Annotated in this window: 16 protein-coding genes; 7 read left to right on the top strand and 9 right to left on the bottom strand. The window is 66.7% G+C overall.

The features are described from left to right. Positions 1-108: 108 nt before the first annotated feature. From AWC16_RS21985 to AWC16_RS21975, 3 genes are read left to right on the top strand one after another with little or no spacing between them, the layout of a single operon-like run. Positions 109-2,442 (top strand): nitric-oxide reductase large subunit, encoded by a 2,334-nt coding sequence (locus tag AWC16_RS21985; protein WP_085266830.1) that lies wholly within the window; start codon positions 109-111, stop codon positions 2,440-2,442. Positions 2,443-2,444: 2 nt separating this feature from the next. After that, positions 2,445-3,092 carry a hypothetical protein gene (locus AWC16_RS21980; protein ID WP_085266829.1) on the top strand — a complete coding sequence of 216 codons (648 nt, stop codon included), beginning with the start codon at positions 2,445-2,447 and terminating at the stop codon, positions 3,090-3,092. Positions 3,093-3,103: 11 nt separating this feature from the next. Then, positions 3,104-3,874 carry a slipin family protein gene (locus tag AWC16_RS21975; RefSeq protein WP_420094316.1) on the top strand — a complete coding sequence of 257 codons (771 nt, stop codon included), beginning with the start codon at positions 3,104-3,106 and terminating at the stop codon, positions 3,872-3,874. A gap of 270 nt (positions 3,875-4,144) precedes the next feature. On the opposite strand, the gene AWC16_RS21970 is transcribed toward AWC16_RS21975, so the two are convergent. Next, entirely contained in the window at positions 4,145-4,915 is a 771-nt protein-coding gene (locus tag AWC16_RS21970; protein ID WP_085266827.1) for an SDR family NAD(P)-dependent oxidoreductase, read from the bottom strand. A 100-nt stretch (positions 4,916-5,015) separates the two neighbouring features. Between AWC16_RS21970 and dosR the strand changes: the two genes are divergently transcribed. Next, positions 5,016-5,657, top strand: a complete 642-nt coding sequence (dosR, locus tag AWC16_RS21965) for a hypoxia response regulator transcription factor DosR/DevR (RefSeq protein WP_085266826.1) — start codon at positions 5,016-5,018, stop codon at positions 5,655-5,657. Next, positions 5,650-7,356: a GAF domain-containing sensor histidine kinase gene (locus AWC16_RS21960; protein ID WP_085266825.1), complete on the top strand. Its 1,707-nt coding sequence runs from the start codon at positions 5,650-5,652 to the stop codon at positions 7,354-7,356. The genes dosR and AWC16_RS21960 overlap by 8 nt, the downstream gene beginning before the upstream one ends. Here the strand turns inward: AWC16_RS21960 and AWC16_RS21955 are convergent. Then, complete coding sequence (locus AWC16_RS21955) at positions 7,295-8,407, bottom strand: Acg family FMN-binding oxidoreductase (RefSeq protein ID WP_085266824.1); 1,113 nt, start codon at positions 8,405-8,407, stop codon at positions 7,295-7,297. The two genes, AWC16_RS21960 and AWC16_RS21955, sit on opposite strands and share 62 nt — an antisense overlap. 210 nt (positions 8,408-8,617) lie before the next feature. Here AWC16_RS21955 and AWC16_RS21950 point away from each other — a divergent pair, with 210 nt between their 5' ends. Next, positions 8,618-10,063, top strand: a complete 1,446-nt coding sequence (locus AWC16_RS21950) for a WS/DGAT/MGAT family O-acyltransferase (RefSeq protein ID WP_085266823.1) — start codon at positions 8,618-8,620, stop codon at positions 10,061-10,063. A gap of 137 nt (positions 10,064-10,200) precedes the next feature. Further along, complete coding sequence (locus tag AWC16_RS24150; protein ID WP_133056022.1) at positions 10,201-10,836, top strand: hypothetical protein; 636 nt, start codon at positions 10,201-10,203, stop codon at positions 10,834-10,836. Positions 10,837-11,548: 712 nt separating this feature from the next. Here AWC16_RS24150 and AWC16_RS21940 read toward each other — a convergent pair. From AWC16_RS21940 to ahcY, 7 genes are all read right to left on the bottom strand, one after another. Further along, positions 11,549-12,442 (bottom strand): hypothetical protein, encoded by an 894-nt coding sequence (locus AWC16_RS21940; RefSeq protein ID WP_085266821.1) that lies wholly within the window; start codon positions 12,440-12,442, stop codon positions 11,549-11,551. Between the two features lie 114 nt (positions 12,443-12,556). Then, positions 12,557-16,840 carry a hypothetical protein gene (locus tag AWC16_RS21935; protein WP_085266820.1) on the bottom strand — a complete coding sequence of 1,428 codons (4,284 nt, stop codon included), beginning with the start codon at positions 16,838-16,840 and terminating at the stop codon, positions 12,557-12,559. A 602-nt stretch (positions 16,841-17,442) separates the two neighbouring features. Next, on the bottom strand, positions 17,443-19,176 hold the full coding sequence (gene lpqB, locus AWC16_RS21930) for an MtrAB system accessory lipoprotein LpqB (protein ID WP_109561537.1): 1,734 nt from the start codon (positions 19,174-19,176) through the stop codon (positions 17,443-17,445). A gap of 134 nt (positions 19,177-19,310) precedes the next feature. Next, positions 19,311-20,960, bottom strand: a complete 1,650-nt coding sequence (gene mtrB, locus AWC16_RS21925) for an MtrAB system histidine kinase MtrB (RefSeq protein ID WP_085266819.1) — start codon at positions 20,958-20,960, stop codon at positions 19,311-19,313. A gap of 81 nt (positions 20,961-21,041) precedes the next feature. Beyond that, on the bottom strand, positions 21,042-21,728 hold the full coding sequence (gene mtrA / locus AWC16_RS21920; protein WP_013829915.1) for a two-component system response regulator MtrA: 687 nt from the start codon (positions 21,726-21,728) through the stop codon (positions 21,042-21,044). A 52-nt stretch (positions 21,729-21,780) separates the two neighbouring features. After that, complete coding sequence (locus AWC16_RS21915; protein WP_085266818.1) at positions 21,781-22,410, bottom strand: dTMP kinase; 630 nt, start codon at positions 22,408-22,410, stop codon at positions 21,781-21,783. An 88-nt stretch (positions 22,411-22,498) separates the two neighbouring features. Further along, positions 22,499-23,959 carry an adenosylhomocysteinase gene (gene ahcY, locus AWC16_RS21910; RefSeq protein WP_109561543.1) on the bottom strand — a complete coding sequence of 487 codons (1,461 nt, stop codon included), beginning with the start codon at positions 23,957-23,959 and terminating at the stop codon, positions 22,499-22,501. Positions 23,960-24,020 lie beyond the last annotated feature (61 nt).

The raw sequence follows: 24,020 nt of genomic DNA, 5'->3' as shown, positions 1-24,020 counted from the left end.
AGTCAAGGGGCATTTGGTCAGTAGCAAAACTAACGTCGGACCCCAAATCCGTGAGGCGCCTATCAGTTTCGCGAACTTTCGTCCTCAATACTGTTAGCGTCCCGGTTCATGAGCACCGAAGCAGCACAATTGGGCACGCCCAGCAGCGATTCAGGCCACGCCGCGCCGCTCATCGGCAGAGGCTGGGCCCAGGGCGTGGCCCTGGTCATGATCTTCGGATTCCTGGTCATGGGCATCCTGGCCTACCGCACCTACACGGCGTCGATGCCGCTGCCCGAGAGGGTGGTCAGCGAAACCGGCCAGGAGCTGTTCACCGGCGCCGACATCACCCGCGGCCAGGAGCTGTATCAGGCCCGCGGCCTCATGCAGTACGGCTCGGTGCTGGGCCACGGCGCATACCTGGGCCCGGACTACACCGCTGAGTACCTGCGGCTGGCCACCGAGAACGTGGCCGACCAGTTCAAGGCACAGGGCCTGACGAACCCGCATGACGAGGTGGTCGCCGAATTCCGGACCAACCGGTACAACGCGGACACCAAGACCCTGGTGTTCACCGACAAGCAGATCAATGCGTTCAACGACATCGAGAGGTACTACGCCGACTACTTCGGCGAGGCCTCCACCAAGTACGGCCTGCTGCCGCACATGATCACCGAGCCGGGCGAGATCCGCGACCTGACCGCCTTCTTCGCCTGGACCGCGTGGGCGGCGGCGGCCGACCGGCCCGGCCACAACTACAGCTACACCAACAACTGGCCGTCGGAGCCGCGTGTCGACAACGGTCCGACCGGATCGGTCGTGGTGTGGTCGGTGCTGTCGCTGATCATGCTCCTCGGCGGCATCGGGATCATGTTCACCGTCTACGGCCGCTGGAGCCAGAACATCGGCTGGCACGGCACCGAGACGACCAAGCTGCACTTCCGCCAGCCCGGCGAGGTTCCCCTGACCCGCTCGCAGCGTGCCGCGATCTGGATCTTCGCCGTGGTCGCCGTGCTGTTCCTGGCGCAGGTCCTGCTCGGCGGCGCCGTCGAGCACTATCGTGCGGATCTCGCGGAGTTCTACGGGATCGACCTGGCGAAGATCCTCCCCTACAACCTGGCCCGGACCTGGCACCTGCAGCTGTCGCTGTTCTGGACCGCGGCGGCGTTCCTGGCCGGCGGTATCTTCCTGACGCCGTTCATCACCCGGCGCGAACCAGCCAAGCAGTCGGTGCTGGTCTACGTATTGCTCGGCGCGCTGGCGGTGGTGGTCTTCGGATCCCTGGCGTTCGAAGCGCTGTCGATCTTCGGGGTGATCAAGCCGGGCACCGTGTTCTCCCAACAGTGGGAGTTCCTGGACCTGCCGCGGTTGTTCCAGGTGCTGCTGATCGTCGGCATGTTCTTGTGGATCGTGATCATCTGGCGCGGCATGCGCGCGAAGCTGGCGACCACCTCCAAGATGAACCTGCCCTGGGTGTTCTTCTACACCGGCCTGGCCATCCCGACGTTCTACGCGGCCAGCCTGCTGGCCGGCAGCGAGGCGCACTTCTCGGTCGCCGACTTCTGGCGGTTCTGGATGGTGCACCTGTGGGTGGAAGACTTCCTGGAGCTGTTCACCACCGCCATGGTGGCCTACATGTTCGTCCAGCTCGGGGTGGTGCGCGAACGCGTCGCGCTGCTGGTGATCTTCCTCGACATCATCCTGTACTCCGCCGGTGGCGTGATCGGCACCATGCACCACCTGTATTTCTCCGGGACTCCGGTGGAGCACATGGCGCTGGGCGCATTCTTCTCCGCCGCCGAGGTCATCCCGCTGACCTTCCTGACCGTGGAGGCATGGGCGTTCCTGCAGCTGGGTGCTCGGCAGGAGGCCGGCGAGCAGAACAGCTTCCCGGCTCGCTGGGCGGTGATGTTCCTGGTCGCCGTCGGGTTCTGGAACTTCCTGGGCGCGGGCATCTTCGGGTTCCTGATCAACCTGCCGGTGGTGTCCTACTACGAGATCGGCACCGCACTGACCGCCAACCACGCGCATGCGGCGATGTTCGGGGTCTACGGCATGCTCGCGGTGGCACTGGCGATGTTCGCTTTCCGGTACGTGATCCCGGCGGAGAAATGGCCGAACAAGCTGGCCCGGCTCTCCTTCTGGTGCATGAACATCGGCCTGGCGTGGATGGTGTTCGTCACGCTGCTGCCGCTGGGCGTGCTGCAACTGTTCCACTCGGTCAACGCCGGCTATTTCGAGGCACGGTCGCTGGGCTACATCACCCAGCCCGGCAACGCACTGCTGGAGTGGATGCGACTGCCCGGTGATGCGATCCTGATCGTCGGCGGTGTGCTGCCCTTCGTCTGGATCGCCTGGATCGCATTGCGTAACTTCCGCTCCGGCGAGACGGTCGACGAATTGCCGGAGCACCCGCTCTACACCGAGGTCGCCGTGGATTCCGCGGCCGCGGGCAAGGACTGAGCATGAGCGGACCGGCGACATGGGTATGGCTGGTCGCCGGCTACGCACTGCTGCTGCTGTCCTTCGCCTGGGGCTTCGACCGGATGGCCAAGCGGACCTCCGAGCGCGCCGCCCAGTGGCGCACCGGCAAGTTCGTCTACCACGACGACCATGACGCGTGGAAGTGCCCGGAGGATCAGTGGCTCTGGCCGACGTCGTTCGACCCGGAGAACCGGGTGATGCGATACCGGGCGACGCCGTCGATCTGCAACGCCTGCCCGGTCAAGGACACCTGTACCACCTCCGGCCACGGCCGGGAGATCAGCCGGGCCGTCGATCCGTGGCCGCACTCGGAGACCGGGCGATTCCACCGCGGTATCGCCTGCGCGGTAGCAGGTTTCGGGATTGTGCTGCCGGTGGCGACGTTGTTCGTGAACCACTCGGCCGCCGACGTGCTGGTGTTGGCGACGACGGTCGCAGTGGTGGGAGCCGGCAGCATTCCCCTGCTGCGGCACCTGTGGAACACTCCAAGCAACGCCCCGGACGACCGGCCGCACCGCCTTGTCGCCGATGAGGAGGCGCTGCAGGTCGAGGCCGCCATCGACCGGTACTCCACCCGGTGGGGCGGCTTTTCCGATGACTCGTCAACCAGGAGGCAGCAGCTGAAGTGAGTGAAGGACTGATCACGGTGCTGGTGCTGGTCATCGTCGCGCTGGCCACGCTGGCGTATTTCTCGCTCAACGTGCTGCGGGAGTATGAGCGTGGCGTGGTGTTCCGGATGGGCCATGCCCGTCCGCTCTACCAGCCCGGTCTACGCTTCCTGATTCCATTGGCGGACAAGCTGATCCGGGTGGACCAGCGGGTGGTGACCCTGACGATCCCCCCGCAGGAGGTGATCACCCGCGACAACGTGCCGGCCCGGGTGAACGCGGTGGTGATGTTCCAGGTCATCGACCCGCTCAACGCCATCATGGCGGTGGAGAACTACGCGGTGGCCACCTCCCAGATCGCCCAGACCACGCTGCGCTCACTGCTGGGCCGCGCCGATCTGGACACCCTGCTGGCGCACCGCGACGACCTCAACGCCGACCTGCGCACGATCATCGACAAGCAGACCGAGCCGTGGGGCGTGCAGGTGCGGGTGGTCGAGATCAAGGACGTGGAGATCCCGGAGTCGATGCAGCGGGCGATGGCCCGCGAGGCCGAGGCCGAACGCGAGCGCCGGGCGAAGGTGATCAGCGCCCGCGGCGAACTGCAGGCCTCCGAGGAACTGAGCCAGGCCGCCGAGACGCTGTCGAAGAACCCGGCGTCACTGCAACTGCGTTACCTGCAAACACTTTTGGAGCTGGGGGCAGACCAGAACTCCACCGTGGTGTTCCCACTGCCGGTGGACATCATCACCCCGTTCCTGGGCGGAGCGGCGCAGGCGCTGCGCGCCACCAAGCAAGACTAGCGGCAATACCGTTCAGTCAAAGCTGAATGGTATCGAGATTTGCCGCGTTCCCGGCCGGACCCCTTAGTGCCCAACCAGACCCCATAGCGATGGTTGCCCGCCTTCGAGCGACAAATCGCAGTGGGCTCGTGCACGCACCCGCTGTTGTCGCTACCAGGCGGGCAAGTGTGCCATTCCCCTGAGCCCGGGTTAGCCGGGAGATCACCGGCGCGGCGGAACCGGGCACATGGGGGCACCTCCCGCTTGCGGGGGAGGGTCGCCGCCGCGAAGCTACCGCGCCACCATCCCGCCGTCGGCATGGATCGTCTGACCGGTGATGTAGCTGCCCGCATCCGAAACCAGAAGCAGCACCGGACCGACCATTTCATCAGGGGCGGCGATGCGCTGCTGCAGGGTGGCGGCCCGCAATGCGGCGATGAACTCCGGCGGGTTGTTGCGCACCATGTCGGTGTCGACCGGTCCGGGGGCAAGCGCATTGACCCGGATCCCCGATGACGCGAACTCGGCGGCCATGGATCGGGTGAAGGACACCAACGCGGCCTTGGCCGCCGAGTACATCGAAGTCGCCGGTGAATAGACGAAGGCTCCGGCGGACACCACATTCACGATCGCGGCGTGGTTGCTCTTCCGAAGGTGCGGTAGCGCCGCCTGCACCAGCAGTACCGGCCCCTGCAGATTCACCGCGAACGACTTGCTCAACGCCTCCGGGGTGATCTCGCCCAACGGCAGGGCCAGCGCGTTGGCCGCGTTGTTGATGACGATGTCCACGCCGCCGAACCGCTCGACGGTGGTGTCCACCAATTGCTGGATCGCATCGACATCGCCGAGATGGGTTGGCACTCCGATGGCGTCGGCACCGGCCTGGCACAGTTGTTGCGCCGCACGTTCGCACGCCTCGCTCTTGCGGCTGGCCACCACCACGTTGGCGCCGGCGGCGGCCAGTCCGTGCGCTACCGCCAATCCGATGCCACGACTGCCGCCGGTCACGATGGCGGTACGTCCGGTCAGGTCGAACAACGCGTTGAGGGCCGAGGAGTCCACGTCGAAAGCGTAATTCACCCACGGATCGGGGCTTTGGACCCTGGGAATCCGCGGGTCACGCCGCTACCGTGGTCAGTGCCTTCAGCGGAGAGGACGCGATGTGGTCAGAGTCTTTCTGGTGGACGATCACGAGGTGGTACGCCGCGGCCTGATCGACCTGCTCGGCGCCGATCCCGAGCTGGATGTGGTCGGCGAAGCCGGCTCGGTGGCCGAAGCCCTCGCTCGCATACCGGCGCTGCGCCCCGATGTGGCGGTGCTCGACGTGCGGCTGCCGGACGGCAACGGCATCGAGCTGTGCCGCGATCTGCTGTCTCGGATGCCGGAGCTGCGGTGCCTGATCCTGACGTCGTTCACCTCTGACGAGGCGATGCTCGATGCCATCCTGGCCGGCGCCAGCGGCTACATCGTCAAGGACATCAAGGGCATGGAGTTGGCCCGCGCCGTCAAGGACGTCGGCGCCGGACGGTCCCTGCTCGACAACCGTGCCGCGGCAGCATTGATGGCCAAACTGCGCGGCGCCGCCGCCAAGCCCGATCCGCTGTCCGGACTGTCCGAGCAGGAACGCACGTTGCTGAGCCTGCTCGCCGAGGGCCTGACCAACAAGCAGATCGCCGACCGGATGTTCCTGGCGGAGAAGACCGTCAAGAACTACGTATCGCGGCTGCTGGCCAAGCTGGGCATGGAACGCCGGACGCAGGCCGCGGTGTTCGCCACCAAACTCGAACGCTCCCGGAATGACTGACCACGCATCTGCGGAAGGACCGAACCCGCTGCACGACAAGCTTTCTCAATTGCGGCTGGGCGAACTGCTGGCCGGCGTCCAGGATCGGGTCGAGCAGATCGTGGAGGGCCGCGACCGCCTCGACGGGCTGCTGGCGGCGATGCTGGTGGTCACCTCGGGTCTGGAACTCGACGCCACCCTGCGCACCATCGTGCAGACCGCCACCACCCTGGTCGATGCGAAATACGGTGCGCTGGAAGTGCACGACCACAACCGCCGAATGCTGCAGTTCGTCTACGAGGGCATCGACGACGAGACGTTCACCCAGATCGGTCGCTTGCCCCAGCAAGTGGGCGTGGTCGGCCTGCTGATCGACGAACCCCAGGTCCTGCGACTCGACGACCTCTCCAAACATCCTGCGTCGATAGGTTTTCCGCCGCACCACCCGCCGATGCGGACATTCTTGGGTGTTCCGGTGGGCGTGCGCGACGAGGTGGTCGGCAATCTGTACCTCACCGAGAAGGCCAACGGGCAGCCATTCAGCGAGGACGACGAGGTGCTGGTGCAGGCGCTGGCCGCCGCGGCCGGGATCGCCATCGCCAACGCCCGGCTGTACGCCCAGGCCAAGGCGCGACAGTCCTGGATCGAATCCACCCGCGACATCGCGACCGAACTGCTGTCCGGGACCGACCCCACCACGGTGTTCCGGCTGATCGCCGAGGAGGCCAGCAAGCTGACCGGTGCCGAGTCGGCGCTGGTCGCCATCCCGCTCGACGAGGATGCCCCGGAAGCCGAGATCAGTGAACTTCTGGTGGTCGAAACCATCGGCGCAGCAATGGATTCCATCGCCGGAGAAACGATCCCGGTCACCGGCACCACGGTCGGCGAGGCGTTTGCACAACGCGCGCCGCGCCGGGTGGACCGGCTGACGCTGACCGGAGCCGACGTGGCGGGGCCGGCGCTGATCCTGCCGTTGCGCGCCACCGACGCGGTGGCCGGCGTCGTGGTGGTGCTGCGGCACGGCGACGCGGTGCCGTTCAGCATCGAACAACTCGACATGATGGCAGCGTTCGCCGATCAGGCCGCGCTGGCCTGGCAGTTGGCCACCACACAGCGCCGGATGCACGAACTGGACGTGGTCACCGACCGGGACCGGATCGCACGCGACCTGCACGACCATGTCATTCAACGGCTTTTCGCGGTCGGATTGTCGCTGCAGGGCACCATTCCGCGAACCCGGGACGCCACGGTGCAGCGCCGGCTGTCCGACGCGGTCGACGACCTGCAGGGAATCATCGGCGAGATCCGCACCACGATCTTCGACCTGCACGGCACCTCCTCCACAGTGACCCGGCTGCGGCAACGACTGGACAACGCGGTCGCTCAGTTCGCCGGCTCGGGGCTGCACACCACCGTGCAGTTCATCGGTCCGCTGTCGGTGGTGGAGCCGCCGCTGGCCGATCACGCTGAGGCGGTGGTCTCCGAGGCTGTCAGCAATGCGGTCCGGCACTCGGGCGCCACCGAGTTGGCCGTGCAGATCAAAGTCGAAGACGATCTGAGCATCGAAGTGACCGACAACGGCCGCGGTATGCCGGACGTGGTGACCCGCAGCGGCCTGACCAACCTGCGTCGCCGAGCCGAGGAAGCCGGTGGGACCTTCAACGTCGAGTCAGCTCCGGGGGGCGGGACCGTGCTGCGCTGGTCGGCGCCGCTTCTCTGACGGTGTCACGCCTCGACCCCACGTCCAGCGGCACCTGCCATTCGACGGTGTCGTTCAGGAAACGTCGCGGGGTGGCGGGCAACGGGTCGGCGTTGATCGGGGCCCAGCCCACCCGCAGCAGCATCTGCGGATAGCCGCTCGTCCCGAAGACGTCGCGGCGCACCGCGGCACGGGTTTCGGCGATCTCCAGCGGCTCGGTGACCGGGCAGCTGGCCAGCCCCAGCGCAGTCGCCGTCAGCAACACCACACTGGTGGCCTCACCCGCGCGCAGCTGCGCCAGGCGGTCGTCGCCCTCGGTGCCCAGCGCCAGCATCACCGCGCGGTCCTCGGCGGGGACGGCGCCCGGCGGCTGGGGCAGCACCGAGCCGGCGAACAGCCGGCCGGGAATGGGTGCGTCGGCGGCCGGGGTCGGCACGCTCTGCGCCGGGACACCGGCCACCGACCCGTAGCGCCCACTCCACGTCGTCAGCTCGGCGAGATAGTCGTAGTCGGTGCGGTGCTCGAAGACGGCCCGGGCCACCACCGCGTTGAGCCGGTCCAGCGCGTCCACCTGGCGCAGCATCACCCCTGCACGGGCGGCTCGCGCACCCATCAACGCGATGTCGGCCGCGGCCACCGGCCAGCCGCTGAAGTAGCGGCGGTCGGTGCGCCGCCGCGGGATCGCCGCGGCCAGCGCCACGTCGACCTGACAGAGATCCTCCGCCGGGCCGAGCGGGCACAGCTCGATCGACGCCAGATGGTCAGGGTTCGCCGGGTCCGGTAGCCGGTGGGCCTTGACCTGGTGGCCCAGCGCGGCCAGCGCGATCACACAGTGGTGCAGGGCCGCTCCGCAACTCAAGATCATGCCCCGGCCGTCGGGGTCGATATTGCGCAGCTGCAGATCGGGCTCGACGTACAGATCCAGCCGGGGCGTGGGTGTCGTCACATCAACCCGCCAGCGCCACGGCTGGGAGTTGTGCACGGACGGCGCGCGCGCCGCCAACAGCAGCGCGGTTCGGATCGTCTCCCGGAGCGCCGCGTCCTCCGGGTAACCCGCAGGCTGTTGATCCACGGTCCGGCCCCTTTCTTCCCTCGCGGCCCTGAGCGGAATTCCACGCTGAGCCCCGAATGGCCCGTGACCCTTTCACGATGCGCTCTGTTCACCCCTCCCGGACAGGGCACGAAGACCCGCACCTGACGCCCGGAGTCGGGACTTCTGGCCCTGCCCTCGCCGCTGTCACGGGCGGACCATTGGAGCGGGACCAGGCGGGAGGTCGGAATCGTGGAGCAGCTGACGACACTGGACGCGGGTTTCCTGCAGGCCGAGGACTCCGACCGCCACGTCAGCCTGGCGCTCGGCGGGCTGGTCGTCCTGGAAGGGCCACCGCCGGACTACGCGTCGCTGGTTTCCACGCTGGGCGCCCGGATCAGCGGCTGCCGGCGGCTCGGGCAGAAGCTGCAGTCGCACCCGCTCGACCTGGCGCCGCCCCGGTGGGTGGACGACCCCGACTTCGACCTGGCACACCACCTCGGACGGATCGCGTTGCCCCATCCCGGTGGCGACGCCGAGCTGTTCGGCGTCGTCGCCGATCAGATGGCCCGTCGACTGGACCGCGATCGGCCGCTGTGGCGTATCTGGGTGATCGAGGGACTGACCGGCGAGCGGTGGGCGATGCTGGTCCAGGTTCACCACTGCGTCGCCGACGGGATCGCGGCGTCGCATCTGTTCACCGGCCTGTGCGACGAGAGCGGCGACGATGCCGACGCGGTGGCCAGTTTCGCCGGCGATATTCGTAGTGCTCACGAATCACATTCGGCCCGTTCAGAATTCGGCCTCCACTCGGTGAACCTCAACCCGGCGAGCTGGCCGGCCGCGCTCTGGAAGGTCTCGACCGGGATCAGCGCGGCCGCGGCGCGGGCGGTCCGCGGCACCGTCGAGCTGTCGGCAGGGCTGTTGAGCCCGGGCAACAGCACCTCGTTGAACGGTCCGATGAGCGCTATGCGCCGGTACAGCTCCGCTCACGTGGCCCTCGACGACGTCAACCGGATCTGCCGGGAGTTCGACGTGACCCTCAACGATGTCGCGCTGGCCGCCCTGACCGAGGGCTACCGCGGCATGCTGGAACGCCGCGGCGAACATCCCACCGCCGAAACCCTGCGCACCCTGGTGCCGGTGTCGACGCGGGCGGGCGATGCCTCCGACGCAACCGACAACCGGGTCTCACTGATGCTGCCCTACCTGCCGGTCGAGGTGGACAGCCCGGTGCAGCGGCTCAACCTGGTGCACGCGCGGCTGAGCAGAACCAAGAGCACCGGGCAGCGCCAGGCCGGCAGCACGCTTGTCACGGCGACCAACTATCTGCCGTTCCCGCTGACCGCGTGGACGGTTCGGCTGTTGACGCGTCTACCGCAGCACGGCGTCACCACGGTTGCGACCAATGTGCCGGGACCGTCGCAACCGCTGCACATCCTGGGCCGCCGGGTGCTCGAGCTTCTGCCGGTACCGCCGATCGCGTTGCAGCTGCGCACCGGCGTGGCGATGCTGAGTTACGCCGAGAACCTGTACTTCGGCATCCTGGCCGATTACGACACCATGCCCGATATCGACGAGTTCGCCCGCAGCATCGAAGCCGCCGTGGCCCGCCTGGTAACCAGCGCCAAGCGGCGACAGACCCGGCGGGAGCGCGCCAAACGCCGGCGCCTTTCGCCGGCAACCGGCACGGCGTAGTCCGACTCAGCCGGGCAGCACCGGCAATCGAACGGCATCGCCATCCTTGTGGCTGCGTCCCGCCGAACCCCCGCCGATGTCGTAGGTGCTTGGTTTACTGGGAGCGCAAACTGACCGGTTTACAGAAAGTTGTGGGCATGGCGCCGACTCCAGCGGACGTCGAACGTCTCGTAGCGGGTATCAGATCAGCAATCACGCTCCGCAAGACGCCGGGTGGTTGGCCCGAGAACATAGAACTCGCTTTGATCGACGCAGTTCTATCTATCCGCGCGCGATATGGCGTCACCGCGGATACCGGCGTGCGCGGCGCCATCAAGCGGTACCAAGCCGACTCGGGACGCACTGGGTGGGACGACCTGCGAATCCTCGGGGATATCAATTCGGCAAGGCTGTCAGAGGTACTCGCCAACCGGCAGAAGACAGGTGGCGCCCTGAAAACTGAAGCGATTGTCGACGCCGCTCGGCGGCTCGCCGAAGCCGGAGTAGTGCACGCCGCCGACGTCGACCGGAATTCCGACAAGCAGAAGAGCATCTACTGCGGTACTCGCGGTCTTGGCCCAGTGACCTGGTCCTACTTCCTCATGCTCCTCGGCACAGATGGAGTCAAGCCCGATACCCTGGTTACGCGATTCGTGAGCGAGGCCGTCGGTGGACGCCCAGGTCCTGATGCCGTTACCGCGCTGGTAACGGCGGCCGCCGAATGTCTCGAAATGTCCAGCTCGGACCTGGATCATTCGATCTGGCGCCACATGAGCAACCCCCGACGCAGTTAGAGCGTGAAGACGAAGTTTTCGATGTTCGGGCCACTGTTCCACGCACCACACTCAGGCTCGCTATCTCGACGCGCTCAACCGGCGGTATACGCCTGTCGCGCAACCTGAAAGAAGTGCCCCGTTCGGCTGTCATTGCACGTGACTCCGGTATCGATCTCGCTCACACAAGTGATACTGCCTGCCGATACCGGCTTTCCATAGTCTTGGACGGGAAGGCCAAAACCGTCGACCGAGGCAATACACGCTATGGACGGCGGTTGGCCTTCGGCCATATCAAATCGATGCGAATCGCCGGGGGTGCAACCCGGGCCCAACGCCCCCGGGACTGTGTAAGTGTGCTCTCGGATCACGCAGCTCACCGTTGCCGGTTTCACCAGACCGTCCATCACACAACCGATGTTCCCGGAAGGGGATTGAAAAACCCATCGCAACTGATTTTCGGCCTGCTCCGGAATCCGTTGCGTGGGCAACGGATCCATTGGCAGCGGTCGCGCCGAAGGAATTCTCGGCCGGGCAGGTTGGGCCGACCGTGTAGTGGCCGTCGCGCGTGAGCCTGCTACCGAGGGCTCCGACTGCCGGTCGTCGTGAACGAGGGCAACGACCACTCCAACAACCAAGACCGTCGTTGTCACTGCGATACTCGCGAACATAGCCGGCCGGACATTCGCGGACTCAGCCGTTTGCCTGTATTCAGGTCGTCCGGGCGGCAGCATCACTGGCCCCCGCTAGAAACAGTTGCACTGCCGCCGTCCCCCGCCCCATCCCCGTCCCGCAGTGCCGCGCCCAGCTGGACGAAAGGGTTGATCGCAAGCAGATCACGGTGTGAAGCCAGGCGGATCGTGGCCGCATCCACGCATCGGGGGGCTTCGAGAGCCGGCAGTTCCGCTGGCCCAGGAAACTGCATCGGCGCGTTCCCTATCACTGACTCGATAGACCGACGTATCGCAAGGTGTTCGCAATTCACCGACCAACTCGGGACCGGCGAGGTCAGCGGATCCACCCCGAACAGATGAATTCTTCTGGCGCGCAAATTGTCTGCCATCGCCTCCTCGGCCCGAACAAAGTTGGTGTCGTCAAATAGCAGTGTCCAGGCGAGCGCCCCAGCCGAGCCAGCAAGCAAGATCAACAGCGCCCAATACGAACCATCGAACACGCGACCCACCATCTGCATAACAACGAGCCACAGAAGAATCGCAGTCGCGATGCCCACCAGGACCGGATTCAGAACCTTCTTGACCGCGACCGGGAGGGGCCTGGGCAAATACCGATTTGTACTGACCTGCTGGCGTTCGTGCGGTGATACAGCGGCACTTATCTCCGAGTCCCAGGTGCCCTGCCATGCCTCGTCGAAAGCCCGGATCGCGGCAAGCAAGTCCGCCGCCTTCGCGTGCCAAGCCGAATAACCGACGCCCGCAGGCGACTGGAGCCACATCTTGAAGCGGTACTGTCGTTCTTCAGCAAGCTGCTGGTGCCGCAGATCGAGAAGTTCCTTGTTCTGGGAGATGATCCGCTGGTGCTGAAGTAGCTGTGCTGCATTGAGCGCGTTCGCCAAGTCTGACTTGCGATTCAGCCGTTTCAACTGATCAACGTACGGATCCTGCGCCACCGACAGCTATCCCCTCTACGTAGTTACCCGACCATTAATGCAGACCGAAGTCGATTGAGAAAGCCGGACGAGCAGATCAATAGGGGCGACGATCGTCAACACAGCACGGCGGCATCAGGGAGCAACGGCGAACTCGGCCCAGAACTGCGCCAGCAGTTCGGCGCCCAGGCTGTCCGACAGGTCGGCTGCCGCGCCCGAGGCGAACGCCGTGGCGTCGGCTGCGCCGGCAGCCGGCGCGCCCAGCAGCTCGGCGATCTGTTGCGGCAATTCGTTGAACAGGAACGGCATCAGTCCGCCGAACCACCCACTGTCGAGTGTGAACGCATCCAGGTCGCTCAAGCCCAGGCCCTCCAGCAGGCCGGCCAGGTTCAGGTTGCCGGTCAAGTCACCCAGCAGGTCGCCCAATCCCAGGTCCCAGGCGCCCAGACCGCCGAGCAGACCGCCCAGTGTCATGCCGCCCAGCCCCACGCCGTCCAGCAGGTCGGGCAGCGTCATCTCGCCCAACCCGACATCGCCGAGCAGCGCGGGCAGGTTCAGGGCGCCCAAGCCGAGGCCGTCGAACAGCCCGCCCAGGGTCAGGTCGCCCAGTCCCAGATCACCCAGCAACCCGGGCAGCGTCACATCGGCCAGATCCAGCGCGTCCAACAGCCCCGGCAGGGTGAAGCCGCCGGTGCCCAGATTGGTCAGCAGCTCAACAAGGCTCATGTCACCCACACCCAGACCGCCCAGCAGGCCGGGCAGGGTCAGGTCGCCCAGGCCCAGATCGGTCAGCAAGCCGGGCACGAACATCCCACCGATACCCAGGCCGCCCAACAAGCCCGACAGTGTCACATCACCCAGACCGAGATCGGTCACCAACCCCGGCAACGTCGCGTCACCCAGACCCAGATTGGTCAACAACCCCGACAACGTGAAGTTGCCGGTACCCAGGTCACTCAGCAACTCACTCAGCGTCCGATCGCTGACACCCAGGTTGCCCAGCACACCCGACAGCGTCACGTCGCCCAGGCCCAGATCCTCCAACAGACCGGGCACGAACATGCCACCGATACCCAGGCCTCCCAACAAGCCCGACAGGGACAGGTCACCCAGGCCCAGATCGGTCACCAACCCCGGCAGCGTCGCGTCACCCAGACCCAGATTGGTCAACAACCCCGACAGCGTGAAGTTGCCGGTGCCCAGATCACTCAGCAGCCCGCCCAGGGTCAGGTTGTCCAGGCCCAGCGCGTCTACCAGCCCGGGCAGGGTGAGGCCGCCCATATTCAGCCCGCCCAGCAGGCTGCCCAGTCCGAGGTCGCTGAGGTTCAGGTTGTCCAGCAGCCCGCCCAGCGTCAGGCCGCTCAGGTTCAGGTTGCCCAGCAGGGTGCCCAAGGTGAGGTCGCCGGTGGCCAGGTTGCCCAGCAGCGCGCCCAGCGTCATGTCGTCCAGACCCAGGTTGTTGATCAGGCCCGGCAGGGTCAGGCCGCCGACCAGGTTCTGCAGCAGGTTGGCCAGGTTCAGGTCATCGATGCCCAAGGCGTTCAGCAGGCCGTCGAGGTTCATGGTGCCCAAGGTCAGGCTGCCGACGACGTCGTTGAGGCTCAGGCCGCCGATCCCGACGTTGTCCAGCAGAGTGGGCAGGCTCATGCCCAGGCCCAGGCTGTTCAGCATGGCTACCAGGTTGTCGTCGCCGATGCCCACCGCGTTCAGCAGGCCGTTGACGCTCATGTGCTCCAACCCCAGGACCTGCAGCAGGCCGTTCCATCCGGTCCAGCCCAGAGTGAAATTACCCAGACCCAGGTTCGACAGCATGGCGGGCAATGTCATGTTGTAGAGCCCCAACCCGTGCAACACCCCGCTCAGGCTCACCCCGCCTCCTTGCGCGGCGATGTTGCCCAACAGCGCGTTCAGGGTTTGGTTGAGACCAAAGAAGTCCAGCAGGCCGCCGACGGTGATACCGGTCATGTTGATGAGGTCATTCAGGGTGAGCGCGTCGAGGACATCGGTGATGACCGAGGGTTCGGCACCCAGGAAGGTCAACAATGAGCCGGCGCCCAGGGTCACGTTGAACGTACTCAGCAGCCCGCCCAGCCCCATCTGCCCGACGCCGACCGTGTTCAACACATTCACCAAGGTCAGGCCGCCCATACCGAGGTTGTTGACCAGGCTGTGCAGGCCCATGCTGCCCAGCCCCATGTTGGTGATCATTGTGCCGATGCTGATGTTGCCCAACCCGAGGTCATTCAGCACGTCCATGACTCTCAGGCCGTTCATGTTCAGGTTGTGGAACAGGGTGTGCAGGCTCATTCCGCCCAGATCCAGGCCACCCAGCAGGCCACCCAGGGTTTGGCCGCCCAGGCCGAGGCTGGTGAGCATGTCGGGCAGTGTCGTGGTGCCCAGCAGGGCGCCGACCATCCCGGACAGCGTCATGTCGCCCATGTCCATGTGGGACAACAGCTCGGGCAGCGTGGTGCCGCCCGCCCCGACGCCGCCGACCAGCCCGCCCAACGTCAGGTCGGCCAAGCCCAGGTCGCCGATCAGGTCGGGCAGTGTGGTACCGCCCAGACCGATGCCGGTCAGCAGTCCGCTGAGATCCAGGTTGTCCAGGCCGACGGCGCCGACCAGGCCGCCCACGCTCAGGTCGGTGAGGTTCAAGGTGTCCATCAGGCCGCCCAGCGTCACGTCCGCTGTTCCCAGCCCGCCCAGCAGGCTGCCCAGGGTCAGATCGCTCATTCCCAGGTCCTCGACCAGGTCGGGCAGCGTGGTCCCACCCAGCCCGACAGCCCCCAACAGTGACCCGACGTTCAGGCTGCCCAGGCCCACTCCGTCCAGGAACCCGACCAGCGTGGTGTCACCCAAACCCACCCCATCGAGCAGCCCCGGCAGCGTCATATGACCCAGCCCCGCACCACCGAGCAGAGCCGGCAGCGTCAGGTCACCCAACCCGACACCGTCCAACAACCCGACCAGGCTGGTGTTGCCCAACCCCAGATCCTCGATCAGATCCGGCAACGTGGTCCCACCCAGCCCGACGGCACCCAACAGTGCCCCCAGGTCCAGGCCACCCAACCCAACCCTGTCCAGCAACCCGACCAGCGTGGTGTCGCCCAACCCCACCCCGTCGAGCAGCCCGGGCAGCGTCATCTGGCCCAGACCCGCGCCACCGAGCAAGGCGGGCAACGTCAGGTCACCCAGCCCCACGCCGTCCAACAGCCCGACCAGCGTCAGATCGCCCAGCCCCAGGTTCTCCAGCAGGCCGGGCAGGACGGCGTCGCCCAACCCCACATCGGCCAGCAGCTCAGACAGCGGTGTGTCGCCGACACCGACATTGCTCAACAATTCAGCCAGCGTGGTGTCTCCCATGCCGACACCGCCCAGCAACCCGGACAACGTCATGCCGCCCAAACCCACATCCGCCAGCAGGTCACCCAGCGTCACGCCGTCCAGACCCACGCCGCCCAGCAGGCCGCCCAACGTCAGACCGCCCAATCCCAGGTCACCCAGCAGGCCGGGCAGCGTCACGTCACCCACGCCGAGCGTTCCCAGCAGCTGGTCGAGACCCAGGCCGCCCATTCCCACGCCGTCGAGCAACCCGCCCAGCGTGAGTGTGCCCAACCCCAGGTCCCCCAGCAGCCCCTGCAGCGGGGTGGTCAGCACATTGTCGAGCAGTCCGCCCAGGTCAATGTTGTCTCCGCCCAAGGCATTGAGGAGATTGCCCAGGCCGCCGAGCAGGCCGTCCAGCTGGGTCAGGAGCTCGCCGACGGACACCTCGGTGTCGAGTACCTGCCCGGGGACCAGCAGTCCGTTGAAGGCAGGAATGCTCACCCCCAGCAGATCGAGGCTGTCGGTGCCGTTGAGGTAAGCGTTGAGGAGATGGGCCGGAGCCGTCAACAGCGCGGCTAGCAGGGCATCCGGGTCGGTGGCCGCCTGGATCGTTCCGATGATCCCGTTGAGCTCGTTGAGCGTGGTCACCAACGGACCCAGGCCGGCAATCATCATGGCCAGCGGTGTCGAGAGTTCTACCGAGATCGGCGCCGGAAGGGGAAGGATCTGGGCGCCGATTGTCGGCAGCAGGTTCATGATCAGGCTGGTCACCTGCTGCAGGTGGTTCGCAATGTCCGCCGCCACGACGCCGATCGACTGCGGATCGGCGCTGAGCTGCTCGAGGTAGCCCGTCCAGTTGGCGATGATCTGTTGCAGCACCGGGAACGGCTCGGCATTGCTCATGGCTTGCAGGTTTGCGAGGGTGTCGGCGTAGAGATCCTGGTAGGCCCCCATGATGTCCGAGGCGTCACCCGCCAGCGAGACCGTGCGCGCCTGCACATCGGGGAGCAGCGGTGTGACCGGCGCGACGGCGATGAGGCTGGTACCGAATAGGACGACGCCGGTGGTGATGTACGGCCGAAGTGCCTGTTGCATGATCCGCTCCTGACGTTGGGACCGGTCCCGAATGATCGGCGACTCGAATGTCGGCAGCGTATGACACAGGCGATTCTTAGGTTAATGACGAATTGCACTTTGTGACATTACCGTGATCAATACGTTATTGTTTCGTGATTTTTATGGGGTAGCGATGTCCAATCGCTTTACACCGCGGGCCCAGTCCGTCGCGAAATGGGTCAATTGTCCATTTTGTGGATTCCACACGCTTTTCTTCACACCCACCGCCCGCGACGCCCTGGCGACCAACGATTGGCGGCGTGCTCCGTGTCCAGCACTTACCCCGTCACGACACCGGCGCCACGCAGGAGCAGATAATTTTTACAATGCCCAATTATAAATAGTCTTTATATGGATGTGGCGCAGGGACGTGATCCGGCAAGAATTGGTGGTGTCAAAGTTCCTATTGCGTATATGCGGACCCGCGCGAGGCGACACCTGACTCAGGCCAAACCGAGACAATCCTCCGGGTTTTTCTGCCCGGTTTCGGCAACTCACGCCGCCGTACCCGATCGTTTTCACATCTTTGCACATGTAATTCACATGTAGTGGGCGTTCGGGGCTCCCCAGCGGGGCAACGCTCAGCCCGGCAGCACCGGCACCGCGCCGCCGACCATGAACGGCGCCACCGGCGACCAGCTCTGCTCGTCCTCGGCCACCGATGACGACAGCGCCAGCACTCCGCGCGGATCGGCCACATACACCGTGGACGGATCGGCGACGATCGTCGACATCGGCAGCTGCAGATTGCCGCTCGGCGCATCGGAATTCACCCCGTCGATGTTGACGTAGGACACCGGGTGCTTGGGATCGGACCGGCTCACCACGATGTCGTCGCCGGTGCGCCAGCTCAGCGACACCACCGAGGAGCCCAGCCCGAAACCCAGCCGGCGCGGGTAGTGGAGCACGAACTGGCCACCCGGCATCTGCTCGACACCGGCCAGGATCACCTGGCCGCCGATCACCATCGCCGCGCGGGTGCCGTCTCGGGACAGCTGCAGCTCGCTGATCGGTCCGGGGAACCGCGCGGAGATCGCTCCGGAGTCCACCGGGATCCGGGCCGGGCGCCCGGAGGCCACCTCCTGGATGGCCCGCAGCACGTAGTTGCCGTCGACCACCACCCACACCGCCTCGTCCAGTGACCAGCTCGGCCGCGACAGGGTGTGTCCCTCGGCGGCCTGCACGGCCTCGCCCCCGAGATCACCGATCCACAGCGTGGCCTCGGGGTCGGGGCCGGTGGGGTGCACCACCACCGACGCCACCTGGCGCCCGTTGCGGGACAGCGCAGCCGACTCCTGGTCGGGTTCGCGGCCGAACGCCCCGGGCACCCTGTTCGCCTGTTGCCCGTCCAGGACGAGCAAGGATCCGCCGACCAGCGCGTGTATGCCGGCGCCGGCGCCGTCCGAGGCGCCGGGGTCGGTGGTGGCAACGTCGGAAGTCGTCCAGCCTTCGGGGAACCTGTCGTCGAGCGCCGCGCCGTCGGCGTCGATCACATACGGCCCCTTGATGTCGGCCCTGGATAAGGTCCAAATCAGTTGCGCGGCAAGCAGTTGCCTGGTGTTGGGGTCGGTGGTCGAGAGACTGTCCAGGTCGATCTTCGCGCCGCCGTAGCCGCGGCCCACCCCGCTCTTGCCGCCGTCGGCTCGGGTCACCGGCCCGCGCAGCCGCAACGGCGGACCCAGCAGGTTGCGCACCCCGGCCATCTCCGGGCGCGGTCCGGCGATCAGCTTGGACACCAGCTCGGTGGCCAACTGATCCGGGTCGGACACGGCGACGTAGCGGGGGTCGGGAACCACCGTCTTGCCGGTCGGATCCACGAAGTACAGCGTGTTGCGTTTGTAGGTGGCCTGGAACTGTTGCCAGTCCAGGAAGACCCCGTTGGGCAGCCGATCGATACGCCAGCCCTCGGAGGTCTTGAGCAGTTCGATCGGTTCCGGGGCGGGCAGTGCGCCCTCGGCGGTTTCGAAGACTCCCATGTCCGACAGCGACCCCAATATGTCGGCCCGCATGGTGACCGCGACCCGGCCGGCACTGCGGGTCTCGACGAACACCACGTTGTCGATCAGCAGCGCGCTGCCGGCGTCGTCCCAGGCGTCGGATGCCTCCTGGGTGAGGAACTGCCGCGCCGCCCGGTGCCGGTTGGCGGGATCGGCGGTCGCCTTGAGGAATTCCCGCAGCAGCACGTCGGGATCCATCCCGGGCGTGGGCTTGGGCAGCACCGAGGGCGGCGGGGCCTCCACCGTGCCGATCGCCTGCGGGGCCGACGTGCTGGGCACCCCCGCGCAGCCCGCCAGTAATACCAGTACGAGGGCCATCGCTATCGCGGCGAGCAGCAGCAGCGAGGCTCGACGGAGGAGAGGCGAAGCTGGGACCGCCGCATGAACCCGGCGGTTCAGCGAGGCTCGACGGAGGAGAGGCGAAGCTGGGACCGCCGCATGAATGCCGCGCATCACCCGCTCCTCTCGGCATGTTCGCGAGCCCGCAGACGACGTTCCCGGCGCTCGGCAGGGCTCACCGGCTTCATCGGCAGCGGGCTGGTGGTGACCTTGTGGCCGCGCACCAACGGAAGGGTAAGCCGGAAGCACGCGCCCTTGCCGGGCTCACCCCAGGCCTCCAGCCGACCCTGGTGCAGCCGGGCGTCCTCCACGCTGATCGCCAGGCCCAGCCCGGTGCCGCCGGAGCGTCGTACCCGGGACGGGTCGGCGCGCCAGAACCGGCTGAAGACCAGTTTCTCCTCCCCCGGCCGCAGCCCCACCCCGTGGTCGCGCACGGTGACCGCCACCGTGTCTTCGTCGGCGCCCATCCGGATCACCACCGGCTTGTGCTCGGCGTGATCGATGGCGTTGGCGATCAGGTTGCGCAGGATGCGTTCCACCCGGCGCGGATCGACCTCGGCGATGACCCCTTCGCTGGGCATGTCCACCTTGAGCGCGACGCCCGCGTCGGCGGCCAGGTGACCCACGTTCTCCAGGGCGCTGTTGACCGTCGAGCGCAGGTCCACCGACTCCACGGACAGTTCGGCCACCCCGGCATCGTGGCGGGAGATCTCCAGCAGGTCGTTGAGCAGCGATTCGAACCGGTCCAGTTCACTGACCAGCAGTTCGGTGGACCGCCGCAGCGAGGGTTCCAGGTCTTCGCTGTGGTCGTGGATCAGGTCGGCGGCCATCCGCACCGTGGTCAGCGGGGTGCGCAGCTCGTGGCTGACATCGGAGGTGAACCGGCGCTGCAGGTTGCCGAACTCTTCGAGCTGGGTGATCTCGCGCGACAGGCTCTCGGCCATGTCGTTGAACGACACCGCCAGCCGGGCCATGTCGTCTTCGCCGCGCACCGGCATCCGTTCGGACAGGTGTCCCTCGGCGAACCGTTCGGCGATCCGCGAGGCGGACCGCACCGGCAGCACCACCTGTCGCGACACCAGCAGGGCGATGCCGGCCAGTAGCAGCAGCAGAACCAGGCCCCCGGTGGCGATGGTGCCGCGCACCATGCTGATCGTGTTGCGCTCGGTGCCCAGCGGATAGATCAGGTACAGCTCCAGGTTGGTGATCCGCGACGTCGTCGGCGTGCCGATCACCAGCGCCGGTCCGGCGAAACCCTCGACGTGCACGGGGGCGTACTGGTAGCTGACCTGGCCGGCCTTGACGAATTCGCGCAGCGCGGCCGGAACCTGGTCGACCGGCCCGGCAGTGGTGGCCGCACGCGGCCCCTCCCCGGGCACCACCAGCACCGCGTCGAAGGCTCCCGCGGTTCCGCTGCCGAGGGCCGGGTCGGTCTTGGACATCAGCGTGTTGCGGGCCAGCTGCAGACTCGACGTCAGCGAGCGGGACTCCTCACCGCCGACGATGCCGCCGGCCGTGACACGCGCCCGTTCGATCTGCTCGGTAGCCGCCCGTACCTTGACGTCGAGCACCCGATCGGTGATCTGGCTGGTCAACACGAACCCCAGCGCCAGCAGGACCGCGGCCGACAGACCCAGTGTCAGCACCACAACGCGCAGTTGCAGCGAACGGCGCCAGGCGACCTGCACCGCACGGCGCAGCGTGTTCACGCCGAGCAGCAGCGGACCCGAACGCCGGGGCCGCCGTCTGGAACTGAAGATCACTGGCGCTTCTCCTCAGCACCGCTGGCGCTCTGCCTCGTCGAAGACGCGACGATCACCTGCGCTCCCCCGTGGGGATGGGGATCACGGAGGTCCGGCCTTGTAACCCACTCCTCGAACGGTCAGCACCACAGTCGGGTTCTCCGGGTCTTGCTCCACCTTGGCCCGCAGGCGCTGGACGTGCACGTTCACCAGCCGGGTGTCGGCCGGATGCCGGTATCCCCACACCTGTTCGAGGAGCACCTCACGAGTAAACACCTGGCGGGGTTTACGTGCCAGCGCCACGAGCAGGTCGAACTCCAGCGGGGTCAGCGAGATCTGTTCACCGCCCCGGCTCACCTTGTGCGCCGGGACGTCGATGTCGATGTCGGCGATCGAGAGCATCTCGGCCGGCTCGTCGTCGTTGCGGCGCAGCCGGGCCCGCACCCGGGCCACCAGCTCCTTGGGCTTGAACGGTTTCATGATGTAGTCGTCGGCGCCCGATTCCAGCCCGAGCACCACGTCGACGGTGTCGGTCTTGGCGGTGAGCATCACGATCGGTACGCCGGAATCCTTGCGCAGTACCCGGCACACGTCGATGCCGTTCATGCCGGGCAGCATCAGGTCCAGCAGCACCAGATCGGGCCGCAGCTCATGCACCGCGGTGAGCGCCTGGGTGCCGTCGCCGACGACCGCGGTGTCGAAACCCTCCCCACGCAGCACGATGGTGAGCATCTCGGCCAGCGACGCGTCGTCATCGACGACAAGAATCCTTTGCCTCATGGCGTACATGGTGTCACCAGATCGAGACAAAATCCTGCTACCACACGCGCGTTTCGCGGAGTTACCCGCGCAGGACACCCGCCAACTCGGCCGCGGAGACCGTGGGACCGACCACCTGCCACCGGCCGCCGAAGCCGGCTCGGGCCAACCCGCGGTACACCTCGCCGGTGCGGCGCTGCAGGCCGTCGTCACGTTCGTAGCTGTCCCGGGCTCGGGCGGAGTCGTGGTCCTCGCGGTGCCGGGCGCGCTGCGCGGCCAGTTCGGCGGGGACGTCGAGCAGCACCTGCCAGTCCGGCGCGGGCAGCCCGAGCCGGCCGAATTCCAGCTGCCGGACCCAGTCCACCACTTCCCCGGCGGCGTCCTGATGCAGCCGGGCGGCGCTGTAGGCGGCGTTGGAGGCGACGTAGCGATCCAAGAGCACGATGTCGTGGAAGTGCAGCAGGCGGCCAATTTCGGCGCGGGCCCCGCCGCGATCCAGCGCGAACAACAGCGCCATGGCGTAGACCGAATCCGCCAGATCTCCGTGTCGGCCGTGCAACGCCTCGGCGGCCAGGTCGGCGGTCTCCGAGTCGCCGTAGCGGGGAAACGCCAGCGTCGCCACCGACTTGCCGGCCTGCTCGAACGCCGTGCGCAGCCCCTGGGCCAGGGTGTTCTTCCCGGCGCCGTCGACCCCTTCGATCGCGATCAGCACGCGCCGAGCCTAATCCGGCGAGCAGACGCAGAATCGCCCACAGCGGTATCCCGTGGTGCGATTCTGCGTCTGCTCGCGCCGAAGAAGATCAGTACCGGTAGTGGTCCGGCTTGTACGGGCCCTCGACGTCGACGCCGATGTACTCGGCCTGGTCCTTGGTCAGCTTGGTCAGGGTGCCGCCCAGGGCCTCGACGTGGATGCGGGCCACCTTCTCGTCCAGGTGCTTGGGCAGCCGATAGACCTCGTTGTCGTACTCATCGCCCTTGGTCCACAGCTCGATCTGGGCGATCACCTGGTTGGAGAAGCTGTTGCTCATCACAAACGACGGGTGCCCGGTGGCGTTGCCCAGGTTGAGCAGCCGGCCCTCGGACAGCACGATGATCGACTTGCCGGTGTCCGGGAAGGTCCACACGTCCACCTGCGGCTTGACGTTGTCGCGGACGGCGCCCGAGCTCTCCAGGGCGGCCATGTCGATCTCGTTGTCGAAGTGGCCGATGTTGCCCAGGATGGCCTGGTTCTTCATCGCCTTCATGTGGTCGAGGGTGATGATGTCCTTGTTGCCGGTGGTGGTGATGACGATGTCGGCTTCGCCGATCGCCTGCTCGACGGTCTGAACGTCGTAGCCCTCCATCAGCGCCTGCAGCGCGTTGATCGGGTCGATCTCAGTGACCGTGACCCGCGCGCCCTGACCCTTCAGCGAGTCCGCGCTGCCCTTGCCGACGTCGCCGAAACCACAGACCAGCGCCTTCTTGCCACCGATCAGGGCGTCGGTGCCGCGGTTGATGCCGTCGATCAGCGAGTGTCGGCAGCCGTACTTGTTGTCGAACTTGGACTTGGTGACCGAGTCGTTGACGTTGATCGCCGGGAACACCAGCTCACCGGCAGCAGCCAGCTGGTAAAGCCGCAGCACACCGGTGGTGGTCTCCTCGGTGACACCCTGGACCGACTCGGCGATCTTGGTCCACTTGGTCTTGTCGGTCTCGTAGCGCTCACGCAGCCGGGCCAGGAAGACCTTCCACTCAGCCGAGTCGCCATCCTCGGCGGGCGGCACCACGCCGGCCTTCTCGTACTGGGCGCCGCGCAGCACCATCATGGTGGCGTCGCCGCCGTCGTCGAGGATCATGTTGGCCGGTTCGCCGGCCCAGGTCAGGGCCTCCTCGGCGCACCACCAGTACTCCTCGAGGGTCTCGCCCTTCCAGGCGAAGACCGGGGTGCCCTTGGGCTCCTCGACGGTGCCGTGCGGGCCGACCACGACCGCGGCCGCGGCGTGGTCCTGGGTGGAGAAGATGTTGCACGAGGCCCAACGGACTTCGGCGCCGAGCGCAACCAGGGTCTCGATGAGCACCGCGGTCTGAATCGTCATGTGCAGTGAACCGGTGATGCGGGCGCCCTTGAGCGGGTTGACGCCGTGGTACTCCTGGCGCAGCGCCATCAGGCCGGGCATCTCGTGCTCGGCCAGCCGGATCTCCTTGCGGCCGAAGTCGGCCAGCGACAGGTCGGCGACCTTGTAGTCGATGCCGTTGCGGCTGTCCGCGGTCAAACTCATCAGTGCGTCCCCCGTGGGTTCGGTGAAAATAGCTCCGCTACAAGCTACCGGCGAGCGCCACAGG

It is taken from the genome of Mycolicibacter longobardus (assembly GCF_002102265.1).
GTDB classification, from domain to species: Bacteria; Actinomycetota; Actinomycetes; order Mycobacteriales; family Mycobacteriaceae; genus Mycobacterium; species Mycobacterium longobardum.
This window is presented reverse-complemented; position numbering and strand designations above follow the sequence as displayed.

What these genes read in the sequence shown, in the direction of transcription:
- mtrA (WP_013829915.1), bottom strand. Translation starts at nt 21,728, where the DNA reads ATGTACGCCATGAGGCAAAGGATTCTTGTCGTCGATGACGACGCGTCG.
- AWC16_RS21980 (WP_085266829.1), top strand. Translation starts at nt 2,445, where the DNA reads ATGAGCGGACCGGCGACATGGGTATGGCTGGTCGCCGGCTACGCACTG.
- AWC16_RS21935 (WP_085266820.1), bottom strand. Translation starts at nt 16,840, where the DNA reads ATGCAACAGGCACTTCGGCCGTACATCACCACCGGCGTCGTCCTATTC.
- lpqB (WP_109561537.1), bottom strand. Translation starts at nt 19,176, where the DNA reads ATGGCCCTCGTACTGGTATTACTGGCGGGCTGCGCGGGGGTGCCCAGC.
- AWC16_RS21985 (WP_085266830.1), top strand. Translation starts at nt 109, where the DNA reads ATGAGCACCGAAGCAGCACAATTGGGCACGCCCAGCAGCGATTCAGGC.
- AWC16_RS21960 (WP_085266825.1), top strand. Translation starts at nt 5,650, where the DNA reads ATGACTGACCACGCATCTGCGGAAGGACCGAACCCGCTGCACGACAAG.
- AWC16_RS24150 (WP_133056022.1), top strand. Translation starts at nt 10,201, where the DNA reads ATGGCGCCGACTCCAGCGGACGTCGAACGTCTCGTAGCGGGTATCAGA.